At 73.5% G+C, this 24,200-nt stretch carries 23 protein-coding genes, 1 pseudogene and 1 riboswitch; of the genes and pseudogenes, 22 read left to right on the top strand and 2 right to left on the bottom strand.

Going from position 1 to position 24,200, the window contains the following annotated elements; all coding sequences use genetic code 11:
• Window positions 1–127: 127 nt before the first annotated feature.
• The 10 genes from mltG (ACFVFS_RS31980) (at window position 128) to ACFVFS_RS31935 (ending at window position 11,716) form a co-directional block, all read left to right on the top strand.
• A complete protein-coding gene (gene mltG / locus ACFVFS_RS31980) occupies window positions 128–1,357 on the top strand; it encodes an endolytic transglycosylase MltG (protein WP_380628316.1) in 1,230 nt (409 codons plus the stop codon).
• A 199-nt stretch (window positions 1,358–1,556) separates the two neighbouring features.
• Entirely contained in the window at window positions 1,557–3,422 is a 1,866-nt protein-coding gene (gene mltG, locus ACFVFS_RS31975; protein ID WP_380628315.1) for an endolytic transglycosylase MltG, read from the top strand.
• Window positions 3,423–3,462: 40 nt separating this feature from the next.
• The gene (locus ACFVFS_RS31970) at window positions 3,463–4,293 is read left to right on the top strand and encodes a shikimate dehydrogenase (protein ID WP_380628314.1); all 831 of its coding nucleotides are present in this window, start codon (window positions 3,463–3,465) and stop codon (window positions 4,291–4,293) included.
• Window positions 4,294–4,512: 219 nt separating this feature from the next.
• Complete coding sequence (gene aroC, locus ACFVFS_RS31965; protein WP_380628313.1) at window positions 4,513–5,697, top strand: chorismate synthase; 1,185 nt, start codon at window positions 4,513–4,515, stop codon at window positions 5,695–5,697.
• Window positions 5,694–6,215: a shikimate kinase gene (locus tag ACFVFS_RS31960; RefSeq protein ID WP_380628312.1), complete on the top strand. Its 522-nt coding sequence runs from the start codon at window positions 5,694–5,696 to the stop codon at window positions 6,213–6,215. The genes aroC and ACFVFS_RS31960 overlap by 4 nt, the downstream gene beginning before the upstream one ends.
• On the top strand, window positions 6,208–7,296 hold the full coding sequence (gene aroB, locus ACFVFS_RS31955; protein WP_380628311.1) for a 3-dehydroquinate synthase: 1,089 nt from the start codon (window positions 6,208–6,210) through the stop codon (window positions 7,294–7,296). Before ACFVFS_RS31960 ends, aroB begins: the two co-directional genes overlap by 8 nt.
• 8 nt (window positions 7,297–7,304) lie before the next feature.
• Window positions 7,305–7,733, top strand: a complete 429-nt coding sequence (gene aroQ, locus ACFVFS_RS31950; RefSeq protein WP_380628336.1) for a type II 3-dehydroquinate dehydratase — start codon at window positions 7,305–7,307, stop codon at window positions 7,731–7,733.
• A gap of 117 nt (window positions 7,734–7,850) precedes the next feature.
• The gene (locus ACFVFS_RS31945; RefSeq protein ID WP_380628335.1) at window positions 7,851–8,732 is read left to right on the top strand and encodes an AAA family ATPase; all 882 of its coding nucleotides are present in this window, start codon (window positions 7,851–7,853) and stop codon (window positions 8,730–8,732) included.
• 85 nt (window positions 8,733–8,817) lie between these two features.
• Complete coding sequence (locus ACFVFS_RS31940; RefSeq protein ID WP_380628310.1) at window positions 8,818–9,648, top strand: Fpg/Nei family DNA glycosylase; 831 nt, start codon at window positions 8,818–8,820, stop codon at window positions 9,646–9,648.
• A 64-nt stretch (window positions 9,649–9,712) separates the two neighbouring features.
• Window positions 9,713–11,716, top strand: a complete 2,004-nt coding sequence (locus ACFVFS_RS31935; protein WP_380628309.1) for a hypothetical protein — start codon at window positions 9,713–9,715, stop codon at window positions 11,714–11,716.
• A gap of 39 nt (window positions 11,717–11,755) precedes the next feature.
• On the opposite strand, the gene ACFVFS_RS31930 is transcribed toward ACFVFS_RS31935, so the two are convergent.
• On the bottom strand, window positions 11,756–12,130 hold the full coding sequence (locus tag ACFVFS_RS31930; RefSeq protein ID WP_380628308.1) for an ArsR/SmtB family transcription factor: 375 nt from the start codon (window positions 12,128–12,130) through the stop codon (window positions 11,756–11,758).
• An 83-nt stretch (window positions 12,131–12,213) separates the two neighbouring features.
• A riboswitch (cobalamin riboswitch) is annotated at window positions 12,214–12,407 on the top strand.
• A 31-nt stretch (window positions 12,408–12,438) separates the two neighbouring features.
• On the opposite strand from ACFVFS_RS31930, the gene ACFVFS_RS31925 reads away from it, so the two are divergent.
• The 6 genes from ACFVFS_RS31925 (at window position 12,439) to ACFVFS_RS31900 (ending at window position 17,994) form a co-directional block, all read left to right on the top strand.
• Window positions 12,439–13,569 (top strand): HoxN/HupN/NixA family nickel/cobalt transporter, encoded by a 1,131-nt coding sequence (locus ACFVFS_RS31925; protein ID WP_380628307.1) that lies wholly within the window; start codon window positions 12,439–12,441, stop codon window positions 13,567–13,569.
• 69 nt (window positions 13,570–13,638) lie between these two features.
• Window positions 13,639–14,745, top strand: coding sequence for a M24 family metallopeptidase (locus tag ACFVFS_RS31920; protein WP_380628306.1), 1,107 nt, complete (start codon window positions 13,639–13,641; stop codon window positions 14,743–14,745).
• A gap of 66 nt (window positions 14,746–14,811) precedes the next feature.
• Window positions 14,812–15,375: an elongation factor P gene (efp, locus tag ACFVFS_RS31915; protein ID WP_380628305.1), complete on the top strand. Its 564-nt coding sequence runs from the start codon at window positions 14,812–14,814 to the stop codon at window positions 15,373–15,375.
• Window positions 15,376–15,379: 4 nt separating this feature from the next.
• Window positions 15,380–15,817 (top strand): transcription antitermination factor NusB, encoded by a 438-nt coding sequence (gene nusB, locus ACFVFS_RS31910; protein ID WP_376094373.1) that lies wholly within the window; start codon window positions 15,380–15,382, stop codon window positions 15,815–15,817.
• Between the two features lie 162 nt (window positions 15,818–15,979).
• A complete protein-coding gene (locus tag ACFVFS_RS31905) occupies window positions 15,980–16,819 on the top strand; it encodes a thioesterase family protein (RefSeq protein WP_380628304.1) in 840 nt (279 codons plus the stop codon).
• 254 nt (window positions 16,820–17,073) lie between these two features.
• Entirely contained in the window at window positions 17,074–17,994 is a 921-nt protein-coding gene (locus tag ACFVFS_RS31900) for a hypothetical protein (protein ID WP_380628303.1), read from the top strand.
• 148 nt (window positions 17,995–18,142) lie between these two features.
• Here ACFVFS_RS31900 and ACFVFS_RS31895 read toward each other — a convergent pair whose 3' ends face one another.
• Window positions 18,143–18,646, bottom strand: a complete 504-nt coding sequence (locus ACFVFS_RS31895) for a transcriptional regulator (RefSeq protein ID WP_031072501.1) — start codon at window positions 18,644–18,646, stop codon at window positions 18,143–18,145.
• A 329-nt stretch (window positions 18,647–18,975) separates the two neighbouring features.
• On the opposite strand from ACFVFS_RS31895, the gene pyrR reads away from it, so the two are divergent.
• The 6 genes and pseudogenes from pyrR to carB all read left to right on the top strand — a co-directional run.
• Window positions 18,976–19,623 (top strand): bifunctional pyr operon transcriptional regulator/uracil phosphoribosyltransferase PyrR, encoded by a 648-nt coding sequence (gene pyrR, locus ACFVFS_RS31890; protein WP_380628302.1) that lies wholly within the window; start codon window positions 18,976–18,978, stop codon window positions 19,621–19,623.
• Window positions 19,624–19,628: 5 nt separating this feature from the next.
• Entirely contained in the window at window positions 19,629–20,621 is a 993-nt protein-coding gene (locus tag ACFVFS_RS31885; protein ID WP_380628301.1) for an aspartate carbamoyltransferase catalytic subunit, read from the top strand.
• Window positions 20,618–21,922 carry a dihydroorotase gene (locus ACFVFS_RS31880; RefSeq protein WP_380628300.1) on the top strand — a complete coding sequence of 435 codons (1,305 nt, stop codon included), beginning with the start codon at window positions 20,618–20,620 and terminating at the stop codon, window positions 21,920–21,922. The genes ACFVFS_RS31885 and ACFVFS_RS31880 overlap by 4 nt, the downstream gene beginning before the upstream one ends.
• Window positions 21,919–22,491, top strand: coding sequence for a hypothetical protein (locus ACFVFS_RS31875; protein ID WP_380628299.1), 573 nt, complete (start codon window positions 21,919–21,921; stop codon window positions 22,489–22,491). The genes ACFVFS_RS31880 and ACFVFS_RS31875 overlap by 4 nt, the downstream gene beginning before the upstream one ends.
• Window positions 22,488–23,660 carry a glutamine-hydrolyzing carbamoyl-phosphate synthase small subunit gene (carA, locus tag ACFVFS_RS31870; RefSeq protein WP_380628298.1) on the top strand — a complete coding sequence of 391 codons (1,173 nt, stop codon included), beginning with the start codon at window positions 22,488–22,490 and terminating at the stop codon, window positions 23,658–23,660. The genes ACFVFS_RS31875 and carA overlap by 4 nt, the downstream gene beginning before the upstream one ends.
• Window positions 23,653–24,200: pseudogene (carB, locus tag ACFVFS_RS31865) on the top strand (carbamoyl phosphate synthase large subunit); the annotation flags it as partial. The gene carA and the pseudogene carB, both read left to right, overlap by 8 nt.

Raw genomic sequence — 24,200 nt, 5'->3', positions numbered from 1 at the left:
GTGGGGGGGGGGGGTGTTCGTTCTTTCTCGTGGCGCCGTGGGGGGGGGGGGGGGGGCCGCCCCCCCCCCCCCACCCCTCTGCCGTTGCCGTCGCGCCGCTTGCCGCGCGGACCGCCGAGGGGACGCCGTGACCGACCTGGACCTCACACCCGGCCTGAGCCCCGGACACCTCGGTGCGCCGGCGACCGAACCGGAGGGCCGCCCGCCGGGCGCGCCCGCGCCGCGCCCCGGTGCGCCGGATCCGCGCCGCCGGCGCACCGGGCTGGCCTGCCTGCTGACCGCGCTGTCGCTGATCGCCGTGTTCGGCGGGATCGGGCTGGCCGGCTTCAGCTGGATCCAGGGCCAGCGCAAGCCGCCGGCCGCCGCCGACTACCAGGGCGGCGGGTCCGGCTCGGTGCAGGTGTCGGTGCCGGAGGGCGCCGGCCTCAGCCAGATCGCCTCCGCGCTGGTGCGCAACGGCGTGGTGGCCAGCTCGCTCGCGTTCACCCGGGCCGCCCGGGGCAGCGCGGCGGCGGCCGGGCGGATCCAGCCCGGTACGTACACGCTGCGGCTGAAGATGTCGGCGGCCGCCGCGCTCGCCGTGCTGATCGACCCCGCCAACGCCAACGGCCTGACCATTCCCGAGGGCTGGCGCGGCAGCCAGATCTACGCGGCGATCGACAAGAAGCTGGAGCTGCCGCCGGGCACCGCGGAGCAGACGGCCAAGGACCAGCTCGCCGAGCTGGGACTGCCGGAGAGCGTCGGCGGCAACCCGGAGGGCTACCTGTTCCCCGCGACGTACGCGGTGACCGACGACACCACCGCCGTCGACCTGCTGAAGCAGATGGTCGAGCGGGCCGGCAAGGAGTTCGCCCGGGACGACGCGGAGGTGGTCGCGACCAACTTCGGGCAGACCCTGTACGGGCTGGTGACCATCGCCAGCATGGTGCAGGCCGAGGCCGACAACGTCGAGGACATGGGCAAGGTCGCGCGGGTGATCTACAACCGGCTGGCGAAGAACATGCCGCTGCAGATGGACTCCACCATCAACTACGCGATGGGGCGCTCCACGCTGAACACCAGCGTCACTGACACCCGGCTCGACTCCCCGTACAACACCTACAAGCACCCGGGGCTGCCGCCGACGCCGATCTCCAACCCGGGGCGCCAGGCGATCATGGCGGCGGTGGACCCGGCGCCGGGCGACTGGCTCTACTTCGTGACCGTGAAGCCGGGGGACACCCGGTTCACCGACAGCTTCGACGTGCAGCAGAAGAACGTCGCGGAGTTCAACGCCAACCGGGCCTCGGCCGGCGCGTCGACGTCGGCGAGCGCCCCGGCCTCCGCGTCCGCCCCGGCCTCGCCCGGGGCTCCGTGACCGGGTTCCCCGGGGGGCGGGCGGCGGTTCCGCCCGCCCCCCGGGCGAGCGGGCGGCGACCCGATCGGGCACCTGACTGCGGTACGGTAGCGTCTCCGTCCAGGTGTTGCGCTAGCACGCCGGTTCGACAAGCAGCCGGGACGCCGTCCCGGGCGACCGGGCCGATCCTCCGGTCGTCTCCGTCGGTATAAGGGGATCAATGACCGATCTGGGTCGGGGCTACGGCCCCCAGGGCTCCGAGCCGTGGCATCCGGGTGACCCCGGGTACGGCGGTCAGCAGCCGGTCCCCGGCCAGCAGGACGGGCAGTGGCAGCAGCATCCCCAGCAGCAGTACGGCGGTCAGCAGGGCTACCCCCAGCAGCAGATGCCGCAGCAGGGCATGGACCAGCAGGGCATGGGTCAGCAGGGCATGGGCCAGCCGGGGTCGGGCGGTCAGCACGGATACCCGCAGCAGCAGATGCCGCAGCAGGGCATGGACCAGCAGAACCCGGGCGGTCAGCAGTACGGCGGTCAGCAGGGCTACCCCCAGCAGCAGATGCCGCAGCAGGGGTACCCCCAGCAGCAGGCGGGCTACCCGCAGCAGGGCATGGGCCAGCAGCCGTTCGGCGGCCAGCAGCAGGGGTACCCGCAGCAGGGCCACCCCCAGCAGGGCGTTCCGCAGCAGGGTGCGCCCCAGCAGGGCGTTCCGCCGCAGGGCGCCCCGGCCCGGCAGGAGCGGCAGCCGGCCGCCGAGCAGCCCTCGGGGCCCGGGCCGGACGGCATCGACTGGGAGGCCGAGGCCGCCGCGCTGGAGGCCGGCGCCGACCCGGCCGCGCCGGCCGACGGCCCCGAGCACGCCGAGGCCGGGTGGGACGGCGACGAGGCGGCGTACGCCGAGGACGAGTACCACGAGGACGGCGCGCAGGACGACGGGCACGGCGGCTTCCTCGGCGAGGAGGACGACTCCCGCGAGGCGAAGAAGAAGCGCAAGGAGAAGGGCAAGAAGTCGGGCCGGCGCAACGGCGGCGCCTGCCTGGTGGTCGCCCTGGTGCTGCTCGGCGCGATGGGCGGCGCGGGCTGGTACGGATACGGCTTCTACAAGGACCACTTCGGCCCGCCGCCGGACTTCCCCGGCCCGGGCAGCGGCTCGGTCAACGTGGAGATCAAGCAGGGTGCGGCCGGCAGCCAGATGGGCCTGGCGCTGAAGCAGGCCGGCGTGGTGAAGAGCGTCGACGCCTTCAACGCGGCGTGCGACAAGAACGTGAAGTGCACCACCATCCAGTACGGCACCTACAGCATGCCGAAGGAGATGTCGGCCGAGGGGGCCGTGCAGTTCCTGGTGGACGCCAACGGCGGCGAGAAGCTGATCATCCAGGAGGGCCTGACCTCCACCGCCACCTACGCCAAGATCGACGACAAGCTGAAGCTGCCCAAGGGCACCACCGCGACCGTCGCCAAGGAGCAGGTCGGCAACCTCGGCCTGCCGCCGTACGCCAACGGCAACATCGAGGGCTTCCTCTGGCCGACCCGCTACTCGATCACCGAGGGCATGAAGCCCGAGGACCTGCTCAAGCAGATGGTCAAGAACGCCGTGGAACGCTACGCGGGCCTGGACGCCGAGGCCGCGAAGATCGGCCTCAAGTCCGGCTACGAGGTGGTCATCGAGGCGAGCATCCTGCAGGCCGAGGGCAACAACAAGGACGACTTCGCCAAGATGGCCAAGACGATCCAGAACCGGCTCGCGGACAAGGGCAAGGTCAACGGCAAGCTGGGCATGGACACCACGCTGCAGTACGCGCTGGGCACCAAGAACCTGAACAAGTCGGACATCAACGACGGCTCCAACAAGTACAACACCTACATCAACCCGGGCCTGCCGCCGACGCCGATCTCCAACCCGGGCGACGACGCGCTGAAGGCGACGCTGAACCCGGCGGACGGCAAGTGGCTGTACTTCATCGCGATGTCGCCGACCCAGACCCTGTTCGCGGAGACGGACACCGAGCACGCCAACAACGTCAAGGCGTACTGCACGGCGGCCGGCCAGAAGTTCGACCCGGTCGCCATCCACTGCACCACCAAGTGATCAGCGCCCCGCCGGGGGCAGCACCGGGAGAGACACCAGCGTGACCAGCAAGCACCGGGCGGCCGTCCTCGGCTCGCCGATCGCCCACTCGCTGTCGCCCGCCCTGCACCGGGCCGCCTTCGCGGCGCTCGGGCTGGACGACTGGCGCTACGACCGCTTCGAGGTCGACGAGGCGGCGCTGCCCGGTTTCCTCGCCGGGCTGGACGAGGCCGAGTGGGCGGGCTGCTCGCTGACCATGCCGCTCAAGCGGGCGGTGATCCCGCTGCTCGACGAGGTGAGCGCGACGGCCCGGACGGTCGAGGCGGTGAACACCCTGGTGTTCACCGCCGACGGGCGCCGGACCGGGCACAACACCGACGTGCCCGGGCTGGTCAACGCGCTGCGCGAGCGGGGCATCACCGAGGTGCCGGCCGCCGCGGTGCTCGGCGCCGGGGCCACCGCCTCCTCGGCGCTGGCCGCGCTGGCCGGGCTCGGGGCCCGCGAGGTCACCGTCTACGTCCGCAGCCCCGAGCGGGCCCGCGAGATGGCGGAGCTCGGGGAGCGGCTGGGCGTGGCCGTGCGGACCGCCGACTGGGCGCGCGGCGCCGACGCGCTGGCCCACCCGCTGACCGTGGCCACCACCCCGGCCGGGGCGACCGACGGCTTCGTCGGCGAGCTCACCGCCGACCCGGGCGCGCTCTTCGACGTGCTCTACCACCCGTGGCCGACCAAGCTGGCCGGGGCCTGCGCCGAGCGCGGGGCGACCGTCCTGGGCGGGCTCGACCTGCTGGTGCACCAGGCGGTGCTGCAGAACGAGCTCTTCACCGGACGCGCCCCCGGGCCGCTCGCGGCGGTCCGCGCCGCCGGCGAGGCCGCGCTCGCGGCGGGCTGAGGGCGGCCCGGCGGGACCCGGGCAGTACCCCGGCGGCAGGGCGGACGGGACCCCTCGCAGGGCGCCGACCGGCCACAACCGTCCGCCGGTCGGCCGAATGCTGTCCGGTGATCGGACTCCGCGGCGGGTCGACCGGTCCGGCATGAAAGGATTCGAGGAGAAGGCACGCCCGGGCGGGTGGCGGCAGCGCCGCGCCGGTCCGCTGATGAAGGAGCTCCGTTGGGTACGTTGCGCTGGCTGACGGCGGGGGAGTCGCACGGCCCCGCACTCGTCGCGACGCTGGAGGGCCTGCCCGCCGGTGTACCGGTCACCACCGCCATGGTGGCCGACGCGCTGGCGCGCCGCCGGCTCGGCTATGGTCGCGGCGCCCGGATGAAGTTCGAGCAGGACGAGGTGACCTTCCTCGGCGGCATCCGGCACGGCCTGAGCATGGGCAGCCCGGTCGCCGTCATGGTGGGCAACACCGAGTGGCCGAAGTGGGAGCAGGTCATGTCGGCCGACCCGGTCGACCCCGAGGTGCTCGCCGGTCTCGCCCGCAACGAGGCGCTGACCCGTCCGCGCCCCGGCCACGCCGACCTGGCCGGCATGCAGAAGTACTCGATCGAGGAGGCCCGCCCGATCCTGGAGCGCGCCAGCGCCCGGGAGACCGCGGCCCGCGTCGCGCTCGGTGCCGTCGCCCGCTCCTACCTCAAGGAGACCTGCGGCATCGAGATCGTCAGCCACGTGGTCGAGCTGGCCGCCGCCAAGGCCCCGGCCGGCGTGCTGCCGCTGCCCGCGGACGAGGCGAAGCTGGACGCCGACCCGGTGCGCTGCCTGGACGCCGACGCCTCGAAGGCGATGGTCGCCGAGATCGACCAGGCCCACAAGGACGGCGACACCCTCGGCGGCGTCGTCGAGGTGCTCGCCTACGGCGTGCCGGTCGGCCTCGGCTCGCACGTCCACTGGGACCGCCGGCTGGACGCCCGCCTCGCCGCCGCGCTGATGGGCATCCAGGCGATCAAGGGCGTCGAGGTCGGCGACGGCTTCGAGCTGGCCCGGGTCCCCGGTTCGCAGGCGCACGACGAGATCGTGCCGACCCCCGAGGGCGCCAAGCGCGTCTCCGGCCGCTCCGGCGGCACCGAGGGCGGCCTGTCCACCGGCGAGCTGCTGCGGGTGCGCGCCGCGATGAAGCCGATCGCGACCGTCCCGCGGGCGCTGCGCACCGTGGACGTGCGCACCGGCGAGCCGGCCAAGGCCCACCACCAGCGCTCGGACGTCTGCGCGGTGCCGGCGGCCGGCATCGTCGCCGAGGCGATGGTCGCGCTGGTGCTGGCCGACGCGGTCAACGAGAAGTTCGGTGGCGACCACGTGTCGGAGACCCGGCGCAACGTGCAGAACTACCTCGACCACCTGATCGTCCGATGAGTTCACCGGTCGTCGTGCTGGTCGGCCCTCCCGGCAGTGGCAAGTCCACCGTCGGGCGGGTCCTCGCCGAACGCCTCGGCGTCGGGTTCCGCGACACCGACGCGGACATCGAGGAGCAGGCCGGCAAGCCGATCCCGGACATCTTCGTCGACGAGGGCGAGCCGCACTTCCGCGCCCTGGAGGCGGCGGCCGTGCGCGGCGCCGCCCACGGCCACGCGGGCGTGCTCGCCCTCGGCGGCGGCGCGGTGATGGCCGAGCCCACCCGTGAGCTGCTGCGCGGCCTGCCGGTGGTGTTCCTGGAGGTGCCGCAGGCCGACGCGGTCAAGCGGGTCGGCCTGGACGCCCCCCGGCCGCTGCTGGCGGTCAACCCGCGGGCCCGCTGGCGCGAGCTGATGGAGGCCCGCCGTCCCCTCTACCTCGAGGTGGCCACCGCCGTCGTCGACACCGCCGGCCGGACCCCCGAGCAGGTCGCGGACGCCGTACTGGAAGCACTGGAGCTGAACAACCCCCATGACTGACACCGTCAGGATTCACGTCGGCGGCAGTGCCGGCCACGACCCGTACGACGTGCTGATCGGGCACCAGCTGCTCGGCGAGCTGGCACCGCTGATCGGGACCCGGGCCCGGCGGGTGGCGATCATCCACCCGGAGGCGCTGTCCGCCACCGCCGACGCGATCCGCGAGGACCTGCTCGGCGAGGGCTACGAGGTGATCGCCCTCCAGGTGCCCAACGCCGAGGACGCGAAGAGCGCCGAGGTGGCCGCGTACTGCTGGTCGGTGCTCGGCCAGACCGGGTTCACCCGCACCGACGTGGTCGTCGGCCTGGGCGGCGGGGCCACCACCGACCTGGCCGGCTTCGTCGCCGCCACCTGGCTGCGCGGGGTCCGCTGGATCTCCATGCCCACCACGCTGCTCGGCATGGTCGACGCGGCGGTCGGCGGCAAGACCGGCATCAACATCGCCGAGGGCAAGAACATGGTCGGCGCCTTCCACCCGCCGGTGGGCGTGCTGGCCGACCTCGCGACCCTGGAGACCGTGCCCCGGCACGACTACGTCTCCGGCCTCGCCGAGGTCATCAAGTGCGGCTTCATCGCCGACCCGGCCATCCTCGACCTCGTCGAGGCCGACCCGGAGGGCGCCAAGACCCCGGCCGGGCCGCACACCGTCGAGCTGATCCGGCGGGCCATCCAGGTCAAGGCCGACGTCGTCTCCGGGGACCTCAAGGAATCCGGACAGCGCGAGATCCTCAACTACGGCCACACCCTCGGCCACGCCATCGAGCGCAACGAGCGCTACAAGTGGCGGCACGGCGCGGCCATCTCGATCGGCATGGTGTTCGCCGCCGAGCTCGGCCGGCTCGCCGGGCGGCTGGACGACGAGACCGCCGACCGGCACCGCACCGTGCTCGCCTCGGTCGGGCTGCCGCTCAGCTACCGCGCGGACGCCTGGCCCAAGCTGCTGGACGCGATGAAGATCGACAAGAAGTCGCGCGGCGACCTCATCCGCTTCATCGTGCTGGACGGCCTCGGCAAGACCTCCGTGCTGGACGGCCCCGACCCGTCCCTGCTGGTGGCCGCCTACGCGGAGGTGTCCTCGTGACCCGGGTGATGGTGCTGAACGGTCCCAACCTCGGCCGGCTCGGCAGCCGCGAGCCCGACGTCTACGGCTCCACCTCGTACGCCGGGCTGGTCGAGCGCTGCACCGCGCTCGGCAAGGAGCTGGGCCTCCAGGTCGAGGTGCACGAGACCAACTCCGAGCAGACGATGGTCGAGTGGCTGCACGAGGCCGCCGACGGCCGGGTGCCGGTGGTGGTCAACCCGGGCGCGTTCACCCACTACTCGTACGCGATGCGGGACGCCGCCGCGCAGCGGACCGCGCCGCTGATCGAGGTGCACATCTCCAACCCGTACACCCGGGAGGCCTTCCGGCACAACTCGGTGATCGCCTCGGTGGCCTCCGGCACGATCGCCGGGTTCGGGATCGGCTCGTACGAGCTGGCGCTGCGCGCGCTGGCCGAGCAGCTCGCCACGGGCTGACGGGGCGTCGGCGTCCGGGCGGCGCCGGGGCGGTGACCAGCGGCGGTGCGGCGGCGGACTGTGTCCACCGCCGCACCGGCGTGTAGTGTCCCCGCTGAAGGAAGTCGGGAGGTGGCCGTGACGCAGTACACCGGGGGTGGACCCGTCCCCGTCCCCCCGCGTCCCGTCGCTCCGCCGGCTCCACCGCCCCCGCCCGCCTCGGCGTACCCGGTGTCCGCGGTGTCCGCGGCGGCGCCCGCGGCCTCGGCGTCGTCCGGGCCGCCGACGGTTCCGGTTCCGGTCGTTCCGGCCGTCCCGCAGGGGCCGCCGGCCGCGCCCGTGCCCGCTCCCGCACCGGCTCCGGCGCCCGCGCCCGTGCCCGCCGGCTCCACCGGCCACTTCCTGCTGCCGTCCGGCGCGCCCGTCCAGCTGCCCGCCCGCCCGCCGCAGCAGCACGCGGCCACCGGCCCGATCGCGGTGCTGCTGATCGGCCCGGCCGGCGCGGGCAAGACCACCGTCGCCCGCCACTGGGCCGAGCGGCGCCCCACCCCGACCGCGCACATCAGCCTCGACGACGTCCGCGAGTGGGTGCAGTCCGGCTTCGCCAACCCGCAGTCCGGCTGGAACAACGCCTCCGAGGCGCAGTACCGGCTGGCCCGCCGGACATGCGGCTTCGCCTGCCGCAACTACCTCGCCAACGGCATCTCCTGCATCATCGACGACGCCGTCTTCCCCGACCGCCCGGCCATCGGCCTCGGCGGCTGGAAGCGCCACATCGGCCCCGGCATGATCCCGGTGGTGCTGCTGCCCAGCCTGGACTCGGTGCTCGGCCGCAACGCCCGGCGCAGCGGCAACCGCCGGCTCGGCGACGAGGAGGTGGCCCGGATCCACGGCCGGATGGCCGGCTGGTACAACTCCGGGCTGCCGATCATCGACAACTCCCACCTCGACGTGGCCGCCACCGCCGCCGAGCTCGACCGGGTGATCCTGGCCCGGCTGATGGGCATCCCGGTGCGCTGAGCGGCTCCGCCGGCCCGGCCGGACTGTCGGTGCCGGCTGCGATGATGGACGGGTCCTGAACGAACCACCGGGGGGAGCCGCGCCCGTGCCGGAAGGCCACATCATCCACCGCCTCGCCGCCGAGAACCACCGCGCCTTCGGCGGCCGGCCGGTCCGCGCCAGCAGCCCGCAGGGCCGTTTCGCGGACGGCGCCAAGCTGATCGACGGGCGGGAGCTGGTCGCGGCCGAGGCCACCGGCAAGCACCTCTTCCTCGGCTTCGGCGAGGACGCCTGGGTGCACGTCCACCTCGGCCTGTACGGCGGCTTCACCTTCGGCGACACCGCGGGCGGCGCGGTGCCCGAGCCGGTCGGCCTGGTCCGGCTGCGGCTGGAGAACGACGAGCACTACGCCGACCTGCGCGGCCCCAACACCTGCGCGCTGATCACCGACGCCGAGAAGGCCGCCGTCGCCGCCCGCCTCGGCCCCGACCCGCTGCGCGCCGACGCCGACCCGGACGCCGCCTGGCGGCGGATCACCGGCAGCCGGACGACGATCGCGGCCCTGCTGATGGACCAGAAGGTGCTGGCCGGCGTCGGCAACGTCTACCGGGCCGAGGTGCTGTTCCGGCACGGAATCGACCCCCAGCTGCCCGGCCGCTCGCTGCGCCGCGCCGAGTGGGACGCGATCTGGGCCGACCTGGTCGCCCTGATGCGCGAGGGCGCCGGCGCAGGCCGCATCGACACCGTCCGCCCCGAGCACACCCCCGAGGCGATGAACCGCCCCCCGCGCGTCGACGACCACGGCGGCGAGGTCTACGTCTACCGCCGCGCCGGCCTGCCCTGCCTGATCTGCGCCACCGACGTCCGCACCGAGGAGCACGCCTCCCGCAACCTCTTCTGGTGCCCCACCTGCCAACCGGCCCGCGCCGCCACCTGATTCCGGCTCAGATTCGGCCGTAGGCTGGGGCCCTGCAGCCGGCCGGGGCGGAGGGGACGCGCGGATGACGGACGGGCACCGGACGGTCAACACCGTGTCGGGCACGGTTCACGGCATGGTGGTGCAGGCCGGCACGGTCGTGATGTCGGCGTCCGGACCCGCCGTGCCGCGCCAGATCCGCGGCCCGCGCCGGGCCTTCGTCAACCGGGAGAGCGAGTTCGCCCGTCTGGACGCGGCGCTGGACCGACTGGACGACGCCCGGCCGGTCGTCGTGGCGTTCACCGGGCTCGGCGGCGTCGGCAAGACCGAGCTCGTCGCCCAGTTCGCGGCCCGGTCGGCGGCGCAGTTCCCGGGCGGCCAGCTCTACGCGGACCTCGCCGCCCACCGGCACCTCGGAGGGGTGGACCTCGGCGAGGTGCTCGGCGGCTTCCTGCGCGGATTCGGGCTCCCGTACGTACCGGACGGCCCGGCCGAGCGGGCGGCGGCGTTCCGGAGCGCGACGGCCGCCGGGCACCGGGTCCTGGTCTTCCTGGACAACGTCGAGCACGCCGCCGAGGTCCGGGCGCTGCTGCCCGCGACCGGGCTGCTGGTGGCCGCCGGCCGGCGCCGACTGCCGGGGCTGGCCCTGGACGGCGCCGAGGTGGCGCGCCTCGACCCACTCTCGGCCGACGCCGGGAGCGAGCTGGTCCGGGGCTGGCTGGGCCCGGACCGGGGGACGGACGCGGAGCTGGCACGACTGGTCGAGTTCTGCGGCGGCCTGCCGCTGGCCCTGAACGCCGCGGGGTTCCGGCTGCTCGACCGCGAGGACCTGCGGGTGGAGCAGGTGCTGACCGAACTGACAGACAAGGAGCGCAGGTTGTCGTCCCTGAGTAACGAGGAGGGTGCGGTCGGGGACGTCCTGGACAGCGTCCACCGGCAGCTGCCCGAGCACACCCGTGCGTTCTACCGGCTGTTGGGGGTCGGTCCCGGGCCGCTGGTCTCGGTCGAGCTGGCCGAGGCGGTGGGGGTGCCGCGGGCTGCGGACGGTCTGGCGGACCTGCGCTCGGCGCACCTGGTGGACGACGTGGCGGAGGACGGGCCGGAGCGGCGGTACCGCGCCCACGACCTGGTCCGGCTGCATGCCGCCGGGGCGGTCCGCGAGCAGCCCGACCGGCTGGAGCTGCTGGCCCGGATCGTCGGCTACTACCGCGGCCGCGCGGCGCTGGCCGACCGTGCGATCGGCGACCGCTTCCGGCTCCAGGAGGGCCCGGACGCGGCGGCGCTGCCGGGGTTCGGGTCGGGAACGGACGCGCTGGAGTGGCTGCAGAGCGAGCGGGCCAACCTGCTGGGCGCCGTCCGGACCGCGGCCGAGCAGCGATGGCACGGCGAGGTGTGGCGGCTGTGCGAGTCGCTCTGGCCGCTCTACCACGGGCGAAAGCACTACGGCGACTGGGTGGAGAGTCATCTGCTCGGCATCGAGGCGGCCCGGTGGGACAACCGGCCGGACGCCGTGATCCGGATGCGCAACCAGCTCGGGCGCGCCTACTACGAGCGTGCGGAGTACCCGCTCGCCGCCGAGCAGTTGGCGGCCGCGACCGCCGTACTGGCGGAGGTGGACGAGCCCCGGCTGGCCGGTGTGCTGTGGGAGACCGACGGCCTGCTCTGCCTGGCTGACGGACGGCCGGAGCGGGCCGTGGAGCTGTTCACCCTGGCCCGGCAGGCCAACGAGGGAGACCCGCACGGCGAGGTGGTGCAGAGCTACAACCTCGCCCAGGCCCTCCTGGCCGCCGGACGGGCGGAGGAGGGGCTGGCCGTGCTCGGGGAGGCGACCGCGGTGGCCGGGCGGGAGGGCGACGCCCCGATGCTGATGCGGCTGCCACTGGTCGAGGCCCGGGCGGAACGGGCGCTGCAGCGGCCGGCGGCGGCGGTCGGCGCGGCGGAGCTGAGCGCCGCGCGGGCGCGGGAGCTGGGCCAGCCGAAGAAGGAGGAGGCGGCGCGGGTGCTGCTCGTCGAACTGGCGGAGGAGCTGGGCGACCCGGCCCTGGCCGACCGCAACCGCGCCCGGCTGCGGGAGCTGCGGGGGCGGTGAGCGGGGCCGGCTCGCCCGCAGGCGGGGTGTCGCTGGGGGTCAGCCGGCTGCGGCGGTGGGGGTGGGGGCGGCGCACTGGTCGAGGAGGGGGCGGAGGGTGGCGTCCACGAGTCGGTAGCGGACGATGCGGCCCTCCTTTTCGCCGGCCACCGCGCCGGCGGTGCGGAGCAGGCGCAGGGCCTGGGAGACGGCGGGGTCGCGCATGCCGGTGGCGACGGCGAGGTCGGTGACGGCGAGCGGGCCGGTGCGGTGCAGGGCGAGCAGGAGGGCGAGCCTGCCGGGGTCGGCGAGGAGGGCGAAGCGGTCGGCCCAGGAGCGAACGTGGGCGGTGTCGCCGATCGCGGCGATGGCCTCGCAGACCCGGTGGCCGTCGATGGTGCGGTGGCCCGCACGGTCGGCCGGTACGAGATGCATACGGCTCATTCTGGCAGGCGGAGGAGTGTGATCCCGAACACCTGCGTAGGTGCGCAGTCTTGCAAGTGTCCTCCCGGGCCCCCTACGGTGTTCCCCGCCGTGGTGCTCGGGAAGACCGGTGACGGACCCTCAGGGGTCCCAGTCCGGAGCGGCCCTCGCCACTGTGATCGGGGGGAAGTGTCCGTACCCACGACGCCACTGGGCGCCTCGCGCGCTTGGGAAGGCGGGTACGGGAGCCCCGTCAGCCAGGAGACCGGCCGCGGCATCTCACGACGTCATTCCACGAGGTGCTGGAGCGTGATCCGCAGATGACCCTGCCCGAAACCGCCACGACCGCCGCGGCCGCGGCGCCGCCCGCCGCCCTGCCGGCCTTCCGCTGGCGCCGCGAGGACACCCTGCGCACCGCCGGCCTGATGGGCGTGATCCTCGCCATGCACCTGGTGGCGTTCGGCACCCTGATCTTCCTGGTCGCACCGGAGGAGTACGAGGTCGGCACCCAGGTCTTCGGGGTGGGCCTGGGCATCACCGCGTACACCCTCGGCATGCGGCACGCCTTCGACGCCGACCACATCGCGGTGATCGACAACACCACCCGCAAGCTGATGGCGGACGGCAAGCGCCCGGTCTCGGTGGGCTTCTGGTTCGCGCTCGGGCACTCCTCGATGGTGGTGCTGATGGCCGCCCTGGTGGCGGGCGGCGCGCAGCTGGCCAACACGCTGATGGACGACGAGTCGACCACCCACCAGTGGCTGGGCCTGGTCGGCACCTCGGCCTCCGGCGCCTTCCTCTACCTGATCGGCGCGCTCAACCTGGCGGCGCTGTTCGGCATCCTCAGGGTGTTCCGCTCGATGCGGGCCGGGAAGTTCGACGAGTCCGAGCTGGAGGCGCACCTGGACTCCCGCGGCCTGATGGCCCGGGTGCTGAACCGGGCGACCCGCTCGATCACCCGGCCCGGGCAGATGTTCCCGGTCGGGATGGTGCTGGGCCTGGGCTTCGACACCGCCACCGAGGTCACGCTGATGGTGATGGCCGGCTCGGGCGCCGCCTCCGGTCTGCCGTGGTACGCGATCGTCTGCCTGCCGCTGCTGTTCGCGGCCGGGATGAGCCTGTTCGACACGCTGGACGGCACCTTCATGAACTTCGCCTACCAGTGGGCGTTCTCCAACCCGGTCCGCAAGGTGTACTACAACCTGACCATCACCGGCCTGTCCATCGCGGTGGCCTTCCTGATCGGCACCATCGAGCTGGTCGGCGTGCTGCACGAGAAGCTGGACCTCACCGACCCGGTGACCGGCTGGATCGCGGACATCTCGCTGGACAACGTCGGCTATGCGATCGTCGGCCTCTTCGTGGTGGTCTGGGCCGCGGCCATCGCGTACTGGCGGCTGGCCGGGGTGGAGCGGAAGTGGAGCCCGAAGGCCGCGGACGGCGAACGGTAGCCGCCGCGGGGCGGCCCGGGTGGGGGCGTTCGGCGGGCGGATCGGGGGAGGGGTTCGTAGGCTCGACGCATGGCTGATGCGTACGCGGGCCGCCGGGAGCGGTTGCGGGAGCACTGCGGTGCGTCCGGGGCCGACGCGGCGCTGGTCACCCGCGCGGCGAACGTGCGGTACCTGACCGGGTGCCCGCCGTGCGGGGCGACCCTGCTGCTGACCCGGGACCGGGTGCTGCTGGCGCTGCCGGACGACCTGCCGCCGGACGACACCGGCGAGCACCTGATCGCGCCCGACGTCACCCGGCTGCCGGTGGCGGCCGGGTCGGACACCGCGCTGGCGGCGGCCGCGGCGGCGGCGCGGCTGGGGGTGGCCGGGCTGGCGGTGGAGGAGCACGACCTGACGGTCACCCGGCACCGGGCGGTGGCCGGGCTGGCCGAGGGGGTGCGGCTGGCGGACGTCGGCCAGGCGGTGGAGCGGCTGCGGGTGGTCAAGGACGAGCACGAGATCGCCGACCTGCGGATCGCCGCGGAGATCGCCGACCAGGCGCTCGGCGAGCTGCTGGAGTCGATCCTGGTGGGCCGCACCGAGCGGCACCTGGCGATGGAGCTGGAGCGCCGGATGATCGACCACGGCGCGGACCGGGCGGCCTTCCCGGTCTCGGTCGGCACCGGCTCGCACTCCGGCCAGCCGGCCCACCAGCCCACCGACCGGCGGGTGGAGGAGGGCGACTTCCTGACCGTGGTGCTCGGCGCGCAGTACCGCGGCTACGGGGTGTCCACCGCCCGGACCTTCGTGATCGGCGCGGCCCCGGCGCCCTGGCAGGTCGAACTGCACCGGCTGGTGTTCCGTGCCCAGCGGGCCGGGCGGGAGGCGCTCGGGCCGGGGGTGGAGCAGTGCGTGCCCGACCGGGCCGCGCGGGAGATCCTCGGGGCGGCCGGTCACACCGAGGCCTCGCCGCACCCGGTCGGCCACGGCATCGGCCTGGAGATCCGGGAGGCCCCGCGCCTCGGCCCCACGGACATGGGTAAACTGGACAGCCGCGTACCGGTCACCGTCGGCCCGGGGGTCCACCTCCCGGGGCGGGGCGGGGTCCGGATCGAGGACACGCTCGTCGTGCGCCCCTTGGATGAGGGCGGGCCCGAGCTGCTCACCATCACCACCAAGGAGCTCCTCGCCCTGTGACACGGCTGTGCCGCAGGACGCGACCCCTTGGTTCCTTGACAGCTATATCCAGGAGTAAGTGCGCCCGTGGCTTCCACGAACGATCTCAAGAACGGCATGGTCCTCAAGCTGGAGGGCGGCAAGCTCTGGTCCGTCGTCGAGTTCCAGCACGTCAAGCCCGGCAAGGGCCCGGCCTTCGTGCGTACCAAGCTCAAGGAGGTCCTGACGGGCAAGGTCGTCGACAAGACCTTCAACGCGGGCACCAAGGTCGAGACCGCCAACGTCGACAAGCGCACCATGCAGTTCTCGTACAAGGACGGCGAGAACTTCGTGTTCATGGACATGGACACCTACGACCAGCTGGCCATCGAGCCGGCCGTCGTGGGCGACGCCGCCAAGTACCTGCTGGAGGGCTTCGACGCGCTCGTCGCCGTGAACGAGGGCTCGGTGCTCTACATCGAGCTCCCGGCCGCGGTCGAGCTCGTCATCGCCGAGACCGAGCCGGGCGTCCAGGGCGACCGCTCCACCGGTGGCACCAAGCCGGCGAAGCTGGAGACCGGCGCCGAGATCCAGGTGCCGCTCTTCATCACCACCGGCGAGAAGGTCAAGGTCGACACCCGCGACGGCAGCTACCTCGGCCGGGTGAAGTAAGTCCGTGTCGTCCGCACGCACCAAGGCCCGCACGCGAGCCTTCCAGATCCTGTTCGAGGCCGACCACCGCGGGGTCGACCCGCTCACGGTCCTCGCCGACTGGGTGGCCCGGGCCCGGGAGCCCAAGCCGGACGAGGGCACCCCGCAGGTCGGCGAGTACACCATGGAGCTGGTCGAGGGCTACGTCCAGCACGCCCGCCGGATCGACGAGCTGATCTCGGAGTACGCGGTCGGCTGGACGCTCGACCGGATGCCGATCGCGGACCGCAACGTCCTGCGGCTCGGCGCGTACGAGCTGATCTGGGAGGACCGCGTCCCGGACGCGGTCGTCCTGGACGAGGCCGTGGAGATCGCCAAGGAGTACTCCACCGACGACTCCCCGGCCTTCGTCAACGGTCTGCTGGCCCGCTTCCTGGAGCTGAAGCCCAGCATCCGCCGCTGACTCCGCGCACGCCGCGCCGACGGCCGCCGGACCGGAAACGGTCCGGCGGCCGTCGTGCGTGGTCACCCCGGCGGCGTATGGTGGTGCCTACTCGTCAGTAACCCGGCGTTCCGGCGGCCCGCACCCGTCGGCGACCCCGCAGCGAAGGGCAGGCCACCTCCCATGACCACGGCGATCCGCAGCGAGTTCGACCAGGGCATCGCCCTCACCCCGCACCCGGACGAGCCCGGCCGCTACGACGGCGAACTCGGCTCCGGCTGGCAGATCGGCGGCGGCGTCAACGGCGGACTGCTGCTGGCCGTGGCCGGCCACGCGCTCACGCTCGCGCACACCGCCCGCCCGGAGAGCGCCGGGCACGCCGACCCGGTCTCGATCAGCGGCTACTACCTCTCCGCCGCCACCCCCGGCCCGGCCACCGTGCGCACCGAGGTGATCCGCACCGGCCGCTCGCTGTCCACCGGCACCGCCTCGCTCAGCCAGGACGGCGTGGAGCGGCTGCGGGTGGTGGCCAGCCACGGCGACCTCGCCGTCCAGGACGGCGAGGTGCGCACCACCGCCGTCGCGCCGCAGCTGCCGCCGCCGGACCAGTGCATCGGGGTCGAGCACGCGCCCAAGGAGCTGCTCACCCAGGCCGCCCTGCTGGAGCGGTTCGACATGCGGCTCGACCCGGCCACCGTCGGCTGGGCGCTCGGGCAGCCCTCCGGCGCCGGCCGGATCCAGGGCTGGTTCCGGCTCGCCGACGGCCGCGGCCCCGACCCGCTGCTGCTCCTGCTCGCCGCCGACGCCCTGCCGCCGGTCACCTTCGACCTCGGGATGCCCGGCTGGGCGCCGACCGTCGAGCTGACCGTGCACCTGCGCGCCAAGCCCGCGCCGGGCTGGCTGCGGCTGGTCCACGCCACCCGGAACCTGGCCGGCGGGTACTTCGAGGAGGACGCCGAGGTCTGGGACGAGACCGGCCGCCTGGTCGCCCAGTCCCGCCAGCTGGCGCGGGTGCCGCGGTGACCCGCCCGCCCGCTCCGGGATGCTCGTGAGCGGGCGTGCACGGCGAGTGACGGGTGCGCCGCGCGTGAGCCGGACGCGCGGGGCGTGAGCGGCGAACCGCACAACCGTGCGTGACCCCAAACATCCGATTCACCCTCGGTTACAGTCCTGTGACACGTCGTACGTGTGCGCCACGCGGGGCTGGGGAGGACATGGTCGGCGGTGCCACCCGCCGCCGACCCGTCCGACCCGCCCGCCCCGCCCGAGGAGCCCCGATGAGCCGCAACGGCCGCGCCCGCCGCACCCCCGACTGCACCGCCGCGGGTTCCCGCCCCCGGGCCCGCTCGCGCGCTGCCGCCGACCGCGACGGCGTCTGCGAGCGGCAGCGGGCCGAGGGCGCCGGCCAGGCCTTCGTGATCGGCGTGCTCACCAGCCCCGAGGACTTCGAACAGGCCCGCGCCTGGCGGCTGTCCGACGCGCCGGACCACGAGCAGTACCTGCGGGAGACCGCCGAGCTGCTCGCCGACGCCCGGCGCCGCTTCGACACCGTCCGGGCCCGGATGTTCCACCCGCAGGACTTCGCGGAGTTCTGTCTGCTGCACGGCCTCGACCCGGCCGAGCCGGTCGCCCGTGACCGCTACCTGCTCAACCCGGCGCTGCGCACCCAGCTGCTCGCCTACCAGGGCGAGGAGCTGGCCGGCGACTTCGTCCCCCGGCTGGCCCGGGCCCGCGAGAACGGCCTGACCCTGCGCCATGCCGACCTGCTGCTCGACGGCCGGCTGTACGGGGAGCGCGACGAGACCGTGCAGGGCGCCTACGAGCAGGGCGCCGAGGTGTTCCGCCGGATGCTGCTCGGCGCCGGCAGCGGGGTCTACGAGCTGCGGCTGTCGGTGGACGCGCCCGGCGGGCGGCTGTCCGCGGCGGCCCGGGTGCTCCAGTGGGAGGACGGCGTGGTCCGGATCAACGACGAGGACCTCGAACTGCTCTGCGCGGTGTTCTGCGCCGGGCTGGCCCGCGAGCTGCCCGGCCTCGCGGTGCTGCACGGCGCCCAGGGGACCGCGGCGGCCTGCGGCGAGTACCTGGCGACGGCCTGGGCCTGGGCCAGTGAGGGCCGGGTCTGGGCGCCCGCCGCCGGGCCGGTGCGGCTGGACGGCGTGGCCGCCGAGCCGGGCTACCGGCTGGAGACGGTCTGCTGAGGCGTGCCCGGCACGCCCCCGGCGGGCCGGAGGGCGCCGCGGCGCGGCACCCCTCGCGGGGGCCGCGCCGTGACGTTTCTGCTGTTGTCCGCCGCCCCCGCGGGCCGGAGGCCGACGGAGAGGCCGGCGGGAGCCGGTGCGGCGAGCCTCAGCTCGCCTCCTCCTCGCGCACCGCGCGGCGCGCGTCGGGGTTGAGCACGCCCCAGGAGATCAGCTGCTCGGTGAGGATCGACGGCGACTGGTCGTAGATCACGGCCAGGGTGCGCAGGTCGTCCTGGCGGATCGACAGCACCTTGCCGTTGTAGTCGCCGCGCTGGCTCTGGATGGTCGCCGCGTAGCGCTGCAGCGGGCCGGCCTTCTCGGACGGAACCTGGGTCAGTCTCTCCAGGTCGAGGACCAGGCGCGGCGGCGGCTCGGCCGCGCCACCGGGCGTCCCGCCGGGCAGCAGCTCCTGCACCGGGACCCCGTAGAACTCCGCCAGTTCGGCCAGCCGCTGCACGGTGACCGCACGGTCGCCGCGCTCGTACGAGCCGACGACGACTGCCTTCCAGCGCCCCTGGGACTTCTCCTCGACACCGTGCAGGGAGAGCCCCTGCTGAGTGCGGATGGCTCGGAGCTTGCCTCCGAGCTGCTTCGCGTAGTCGCTGGACATTGATCTCCCCGGACGAGATTGCTTCGCGTTCAGTGGTGGGTCACGGGCGATTGCCGACGCCGCTACCGGTGGGTTCGACGTCTGTCTCGTAACTCACTGTGAGGTTACGTAGAGTGAGGTAGTTGCGTCAAGCCGAATGGGGCAGTCGTGCGAATGGGCCGCATCACCGGTGCGGCCGGTGCGTGAACCGCGGGGAGCGGAATGATGGCCGTCGGTTGGCCGCGAATGACGCGGTAGGATGACCGGAGCCCGCGCCGAATTCCAGGCCGGGCGTTCCAGACATCCTTTAAGGCCCGTCCCGTGAGGCGGGGAAGGAGGTCCGCTTCGGCATGACCGCACACCAGGAATCCGCGCCGCGGCCGCCGCACCAGGTGCTGGACGGCACGGACATCGCCCGGGTCATCACCCGGATAGCGCACGAGATCGTCGAGCGCGCCAAGGGCGCCGAGGACGTCGTGCTGCTCGGCATCCACACCAGGGGCGTCCACCTCGCCCGGCGGCTGCACACCCGGCTCGCCCAGATCACCGGCCGGGACATCCCGTTCGGCACCCTGGACATCACCATGTACCGGGACGACCTGAGGCTGAAGCCCGCCCGCGCCCTGGAGCACACCGAGATCCCGCCCGGCGGCATCGACGGCAGGCTGGTCGTCCTCGTCGACGACGTGCTCTTCTCCGGCCGCACCATCCGCGCCGCGCTCGACGCCCTGAACGACATCGGCCGCCCGCGCGCCGTCCAGCTCGCCGTCCTCGTCGACCGGGGCCACCGCGAGCTGCCGATCCGCGCCGACTACGTGGGCAAGAACCTGCCCACCTCGCTGCGCGAGGCCGTCCAGGTGCGCCTGGCCGACCGCGACGGCGTCGACGCCGTGCTCGTCGGCGACCGCGACTTCGCCGCTGCGTCACGCCCCGCGCGCAGTGAAGAGAGCTCCCGGGCCCTGGCCGCCCAGTCCACCGAACCGCACCTCCCGGAGTAACCCGCGTGAAGCGCCACCTCGTGTCCGCAGCCGATCTCAGCCGCGACGACGCGCTGCTCATCCTGGACACCGCCGAGGAGCTCGCCCAGCTCTCCGGCCGGGCCGTCAAGAAGCTCCCCACCCTCCGCGGCCGGACCGTCGTCAACCTGTTCTTCGAGGACTCCACCCGCACCAAGACGTCCTTCGAGGTCGCCGAGAAGCGGCTCTCCGCCGACGTCATCAACTTCTCCGCCAAGGGCTCCTCGGTCTCCAAGGGCGAGAGCCTCAAGGACACCGCCCTCACCCTGCAGGCGATGGGCGCCGACGCCGTCGTCATCCGGCACCACGCCTCCGGCGCGCCGTCCCGGCTGGCGCAGTCCGACTGGCTGCACGGCAGCGTCATCAACGCCGGCGACGGCACCCACGAGCACCCCACCCAGGCGCTGCTCGACGCCTTCACCATGCGCCGCCGCCTCAACCCCGGTTCGCCGGGCAATGCCCTTCGGCGGGGGCTGGACGGGCGGCGGGTGACCATCGTGGGCGACATCCTGCACAGCCGGGTCGCCCGCTCCAACGTGCACCTGCTCACCACGCTCGGCGCCCAGGTCACCTTCGTCGCCCCGCCGACCCTGCTGCCGATCGGCATCGAGAACTGGCCCTGCGAGGTCAGCTACGACCTGGAGCGGGTGCTCCCGAAGACCGACGCGCTGATGATGCTCCGGGTCCAGCGCGAGCGGATGAACGCCGCGTTCTTCCCCACCGAGCGCGAGTACACCCGCCGCTACGGCCTGGACGCCGTCCGAATGGCCCAGCTGCCCGAGCACGCCGTCGTCCTGCACCCCGGTCCGATGGTCCGCGGCATGGAGATCACCGCCGAGGTCGCCGACTCCCCGCGCTGCACCGTGGTCGAGCAGGTCGCCAACGGCGTCTCCGTCCGGATGGCCGTGCTCTACCTGCTGCTCGGCGGAGCCACTCTCACCGACACCCCCCGCATCGACTCCGTGGAGACCGCTCAGTGACCACCTACCTGATCCGCAAGGCCCAGATCCTCGGCGGTGCCCCGCAGGACCTCCACATCGCCGACGGCGTGATCCGGGCGATCGGCACCGACCTGGTCGCCGAGGCCGACATCGAGATCGACGCCACCGGCCTGATCGCCCTGCCGGGTCTGGTCGACCTGCACACCCACCTGCGCGAGCCCGGCCGCGAGGACGCCGAGACCGTCCTGACCGGCACCCGGGCCGCGGCCAAGGGCGGCTTCACCGCCGTCCACGCGATGGCCAACACCTTCCCGGTGGCCGACACCGCCGGCGTGGTCGAGCAGGTCTGGCGGCTCGGCCAGGAGTCCGGCTACTGCGACGTGCAGCCGGTCGGCGCGGTCACCGTCGGCCTGGAGGGCAAGAAGCTCGCCGAGCTGGGCGCCATGCACGACTCCGCGGCCGGCGTCCGGGTCTTCTCCGACGACGGCAAGTGCGTCGACGACGCGGTGATCATGCGCCGCGCCCTGGAGTACGTGAAGGCCTTCGACGGCGTCGTCGCCCAGCACGCCCAGGAGCCGCGGCTGACCGAGGGCGCCCAGATGAACGAGGGCCAGGTCTCCGGCGAGCTGGGCCTGGGCGGCTGGCCGGCCGTCGCCGAGGAGGCGATCATCGCCCGCGACGTGCTGCTCGCCGCGCACGTCGGCTCCCGGCTGCACGTCTGCCACGTCTCCACCGCCGGCTCGGTGGACATCATCCGCTGGGCCAAGGGCAAGGGCTGGAACGTCACCGCCGAGGTCACCCCGCACCACCTGCTGCTGACCGACGAGCTGGTCCGCTCGTACGACCCGGTCTACAAGGTCAACCCGCCGCTGCGCACCGCCGAGGACGTCCAGGCGCTGCGCAAGGCGCTGGCCGACGGCACCATCGACGCCGTCGCCACCGACCACGCGCCGCACCCGGCCGAGGACAAGGACTGCGAGTGGGCCGTGGCCGCGATGGGCATGGTCGGCCTGGAGACCGCGCTCTCGGTGGTGCAGCAGACCATGGTCGACACCGGCCTGCTGAACTGGGAGGGCGTCGCGGACCGGATGTCGCACCGCCCGGCCCGGATCGGCCGCCTCGCCGGCCACGGCCGCCCGGTCTCGGTGGGTGAGCCCGCCAACCTGGTGCTGTTCGATCCCGCGTACCGTGGTGCCGTGAACCCCGACAGCTTCGCCACGCGTTCCCGCAACACCCCCTACAAGGGCCTTGACCTGCCCGGACGGGTGCACGCCACCTTCCTGCGCGGCACCGCGACCGTGCTGGCCGGCGAACTGGTCGAGCAGGGCGGGCTCGCGTGAGCTCCGCCGTCCTGCTGGCCCAGGAGCAGGCCAGGGTCACCAACTGGTCCGGCTACATCGGCTGGACGGTCGGCCTGCTGCTGGTCATCGGCCTGGTCTACTGGCTGATGCGCCAGGGCTGGAACTGGCGCCGCACCCTGCAGTCCGGCATCCCCCCGCTGCCGACCGTGCCGGAACGGGCCGGACGGACCATTCTGGAGAGCAGCGGCCGGTACCACGGCACCACCACCGCCGGGAACTGGCTGGACCGGGTCGTCGCGCACGGCCTGGGCACCCGCAGCCGCGCCGATCTGACCCTCGGCGAGCACGGCCTGCTGGTGCAGCGCCCCGGTGACGTCGACTTCTGGATCCCCGCCGGGCAGCTGACCGGGGCCCGCACGGACTCCGGGATCGCCGGCAAGGTCGTCCCCTCCGGGATCCTCGTCGTCACCTGGGCGCACGGCGGCACCGAACTGGACTCCGGGGTCCGGCTCGACCACCCCGACGAGCACACCGGCTGGGTCGAGGAGATCACCCGGCTCGCAGCAACACGTACGACGACGAAGAAGACGGAAGAGGCCGCGTCATGACCGCACCTGCCCCCACCACGCAGCACCAACGGCGGGAGCGTCCGTTCTCGGATCGTGCGGCCGCCGTGCTCGTCCTGGAGGACGGCCGGACCTTCCACGGCCAGGCCTACGGCGCCACCGGCGAGGCCTTCGGCGAGGCGGTCTTCAACACCGGCATGTCCGGTTACCAGGAGACCCTGACCGACCCCTCGTACCACCGCCAGGTGGTCGTGATGACCGCCCCGCAGATCGGCAACACCGGCTGGAACGACGAGGACGACGAGTCCCAGCAGATCTGGGTCGCCGGGTACGTCGTCCGCGACCCCGCCCGGGTCGCCTCCAACTGGCGCTCGCGCCGCTCGCTGGACGAGGAACTGGTCGCCCAGGGCATCGTCGGCATCAGCGGCATCGACACCCGGGCGCTCACCCGCCACCTGCGCGAGCGCGGCGCGATGCGCTGCGGTGTCTTCTCCGGCGAGGCGCTGGCCGAGCCGGCCGCGCTGCTCGCCCGGGTGCAGTCCTCGCCCGAGATGAAGGGCGCCGACCTGTGCGCCGAGGTCGCGACCACCGAGCCCTACGTGGTGCCCGCGATCGGTGAGAAGAAGTTCACCGTCGCCGCCCTGGACCTCGGCATCAAGGCGATGACCCCGCAGCGGATGGCCGAGCGCGGCATCGAGGTGCACGTGCTGCCGGCCAACGCCACCCTGGAGGACGTCTACGCGGTCGCCCCCGACGGCGTGTTCTTCTCCAACGGCCCGGGCGACCCGGCCACCGCCGACCACCAGGTCGCCGTGGCGCAGGGCGTGCTGGAGCGGAAGACCCCGTTCTTCGGGATCTGCTTCGGCAACCAGATCCTCGGCCGGGCGCTGGGCTTCGGCACCTACAAGCTGAAGTACGGCCACCGCGGCATCAACCAGCCGGTCCAGGACCGCACCACCGGCAAGGTCGAGGTCACCGCGCACAACCACGGCTTCGCCGTGAACGCACCGCTCGACAAGGTCAGCGACACGCCCTACGGCCGGGTCGAGGTCTCCCACGTCTGCCTCAACGACGATGTGGTCGAGGGCCTCCAGGCGCTGGACGTGCCCGCCTTCAGCGTGCAGTACCACCCCGAAGCAGCTGCCGGCCCGCACGACGCGGCCTACCTCTTCGACCGTTTCGTGAAGCTCATGGAGGGCCAGCGTGCCTAAGCGCACTGACATCAAGTCCGTTCTGGTGATCGGGTCCGGTCCGATCGTGATCGGGCAGGCCGCGGAGTTCGACTATTCGGGCACGCAGGCGTGTCGGGTTCTGAAGGCCGAGGGCCTGCGGGTCGTGCTGGTGAACTCGAATCCGGCGACGATCATGACGGATCCGGAGATCGCGGACGCGACGTATGTGGAGCCGATCACTCCGGAGTTCGTCGAGAAGATCATCGCGAAGGAGCGTCCGGACGCGCTGCTGCCGACGCTGGGCGGGCAGACCGCGCTGAACACCGCGATCTCCCTGCACGCGGCCGGGACGCTGGAGAAGTACGGCGTCGAGCTGATCGGCGCGGACGTCGAGGCGATCAACAAGGGCGAGGACCGCGAGCTGTTCAAGGGCGTGGTGGAGGCCGTCAACGCCAGGATCGGCCACGGGGAGTCCGCCCGTTCGGTGATCTGCCACACCATGGACGACGTCCTGGCCGGGGTCGACACCCTGGGCGGCTACCCGGTCGTCGTGCGGCCCTCGTTCACGATGGGCGGCGC

This window comes from Kitasatospora sp. NPDC057692, from assembly GCF_042799475.1.
In the GTDB taxonomy this organism is placed as follows: Bacteria; Actinomycetota; Actinomycetes; order Streptomycetales; family Streptomycetaceae; genus Kitasatospora.
Note: the sequence above shows the minus strand (reverse complement) of the source record. Positions and strands in the feature narration are given on the sequence as shown.

What these genes read in the sequence shown, in the direction of transcription:
- aroQ (WP_380628336.1), top strand. Translation starts at nt 7,305, where the DNA reads ATGGTGCTGAACGGTCCCAACCTCGGCCGGCTCGGCAGCCGCGAGCCC.
- ACFVFS_RS31920 (WP_380628306.1), top strand. Translation starts at nt 13,639, where the DNA reads ATGGCTGATGCGTACGCGGGCCGCCGGGAGCGGTTGCGGGAGCACTGC.
- mltG (WP_380628315.1), top strand. Translation starts at nt 1,557, where the DNA reads ATGACCGATCTGGGTCGGGGCTACGGCCCCCAGGGCTCCGAGCCGTGG.
- aroB (WP_380628311.1), top strand. Translation starts at nt 6,208, where the DNA reads ATGACTGACACCGTCAGGATTCACGTCGGCGGCAGTGCCGGCCACGAC.
- carA (WP_380628298.1), top strand. Translation starts at nt 22,488, where the DNA reads ATGACCGCACCTGCCCCCACCACGCAGCACCAACGGCGGGAGCGTCCG.
- ACFVFS_RS31895 (WP_031072501.1), bottom strand. Translation starts at nt 18,646, where the DNA reads ATGTCCAGCGACTACGCGAAGCAGCTCGGAGGCAAGCTCCGAGCCATC.
- pyrR (WP_380628302.1), top strand. Translation starts at nt 18,976, where the DNA reads ATGACCGCACACCAGGAATCCGCGCCGCGGCCGCCGCACCAGGTGCTG.
- ACFVFS_RS31935 (WP_380628309.1), top strand. Translation starts at nt 9,713, where the DNA reads ATGACGGACGGGCACCGGACGGTCAACACCGTGTCGGGCACGGTTCAC.
- ACFVFS_RS31900 (WP_380628303.1), top strand. Translation starts at nt 17,074, where the DNA reads ATGAGCCGCAACGGCCGCGCCCGCCGCACCCCCGACTGCACCGCCGCG.
- ACFVFS_RS31930 (WP_380628308.1), bottom strand. Translation starts at nt 12,130, where the DNA reads ATGCATCTCGTACCGGCCGACCGTGCGGGCCACCGCACCATCGACGGC.
- ACFVFS_RS31960 (WP_380628312.1), top strand. Translation starts at nt 5,694, where the DNA reads ATGAGTTCACCGGTCGTCGTGCTGGTCGGCCCTCCCGGCAGTGGCAAG.
- ACFVFS_RS31925 (WP_380628307.1), top strand. Translation starts at nt 12,439, where the DNA reads ATGACCCTGCCCGAAACCGCCACGACCGCCGCGGCCGCGGCGCCGCCC.
- ACFVFS_RS31905 (WP_380628304.1), top strand. Translation starts at nt 15,980, where the DNA reads ATGACCACGGCGATCCGCAGCGAGTTCGACCAGGGCATCGCCCTCACC.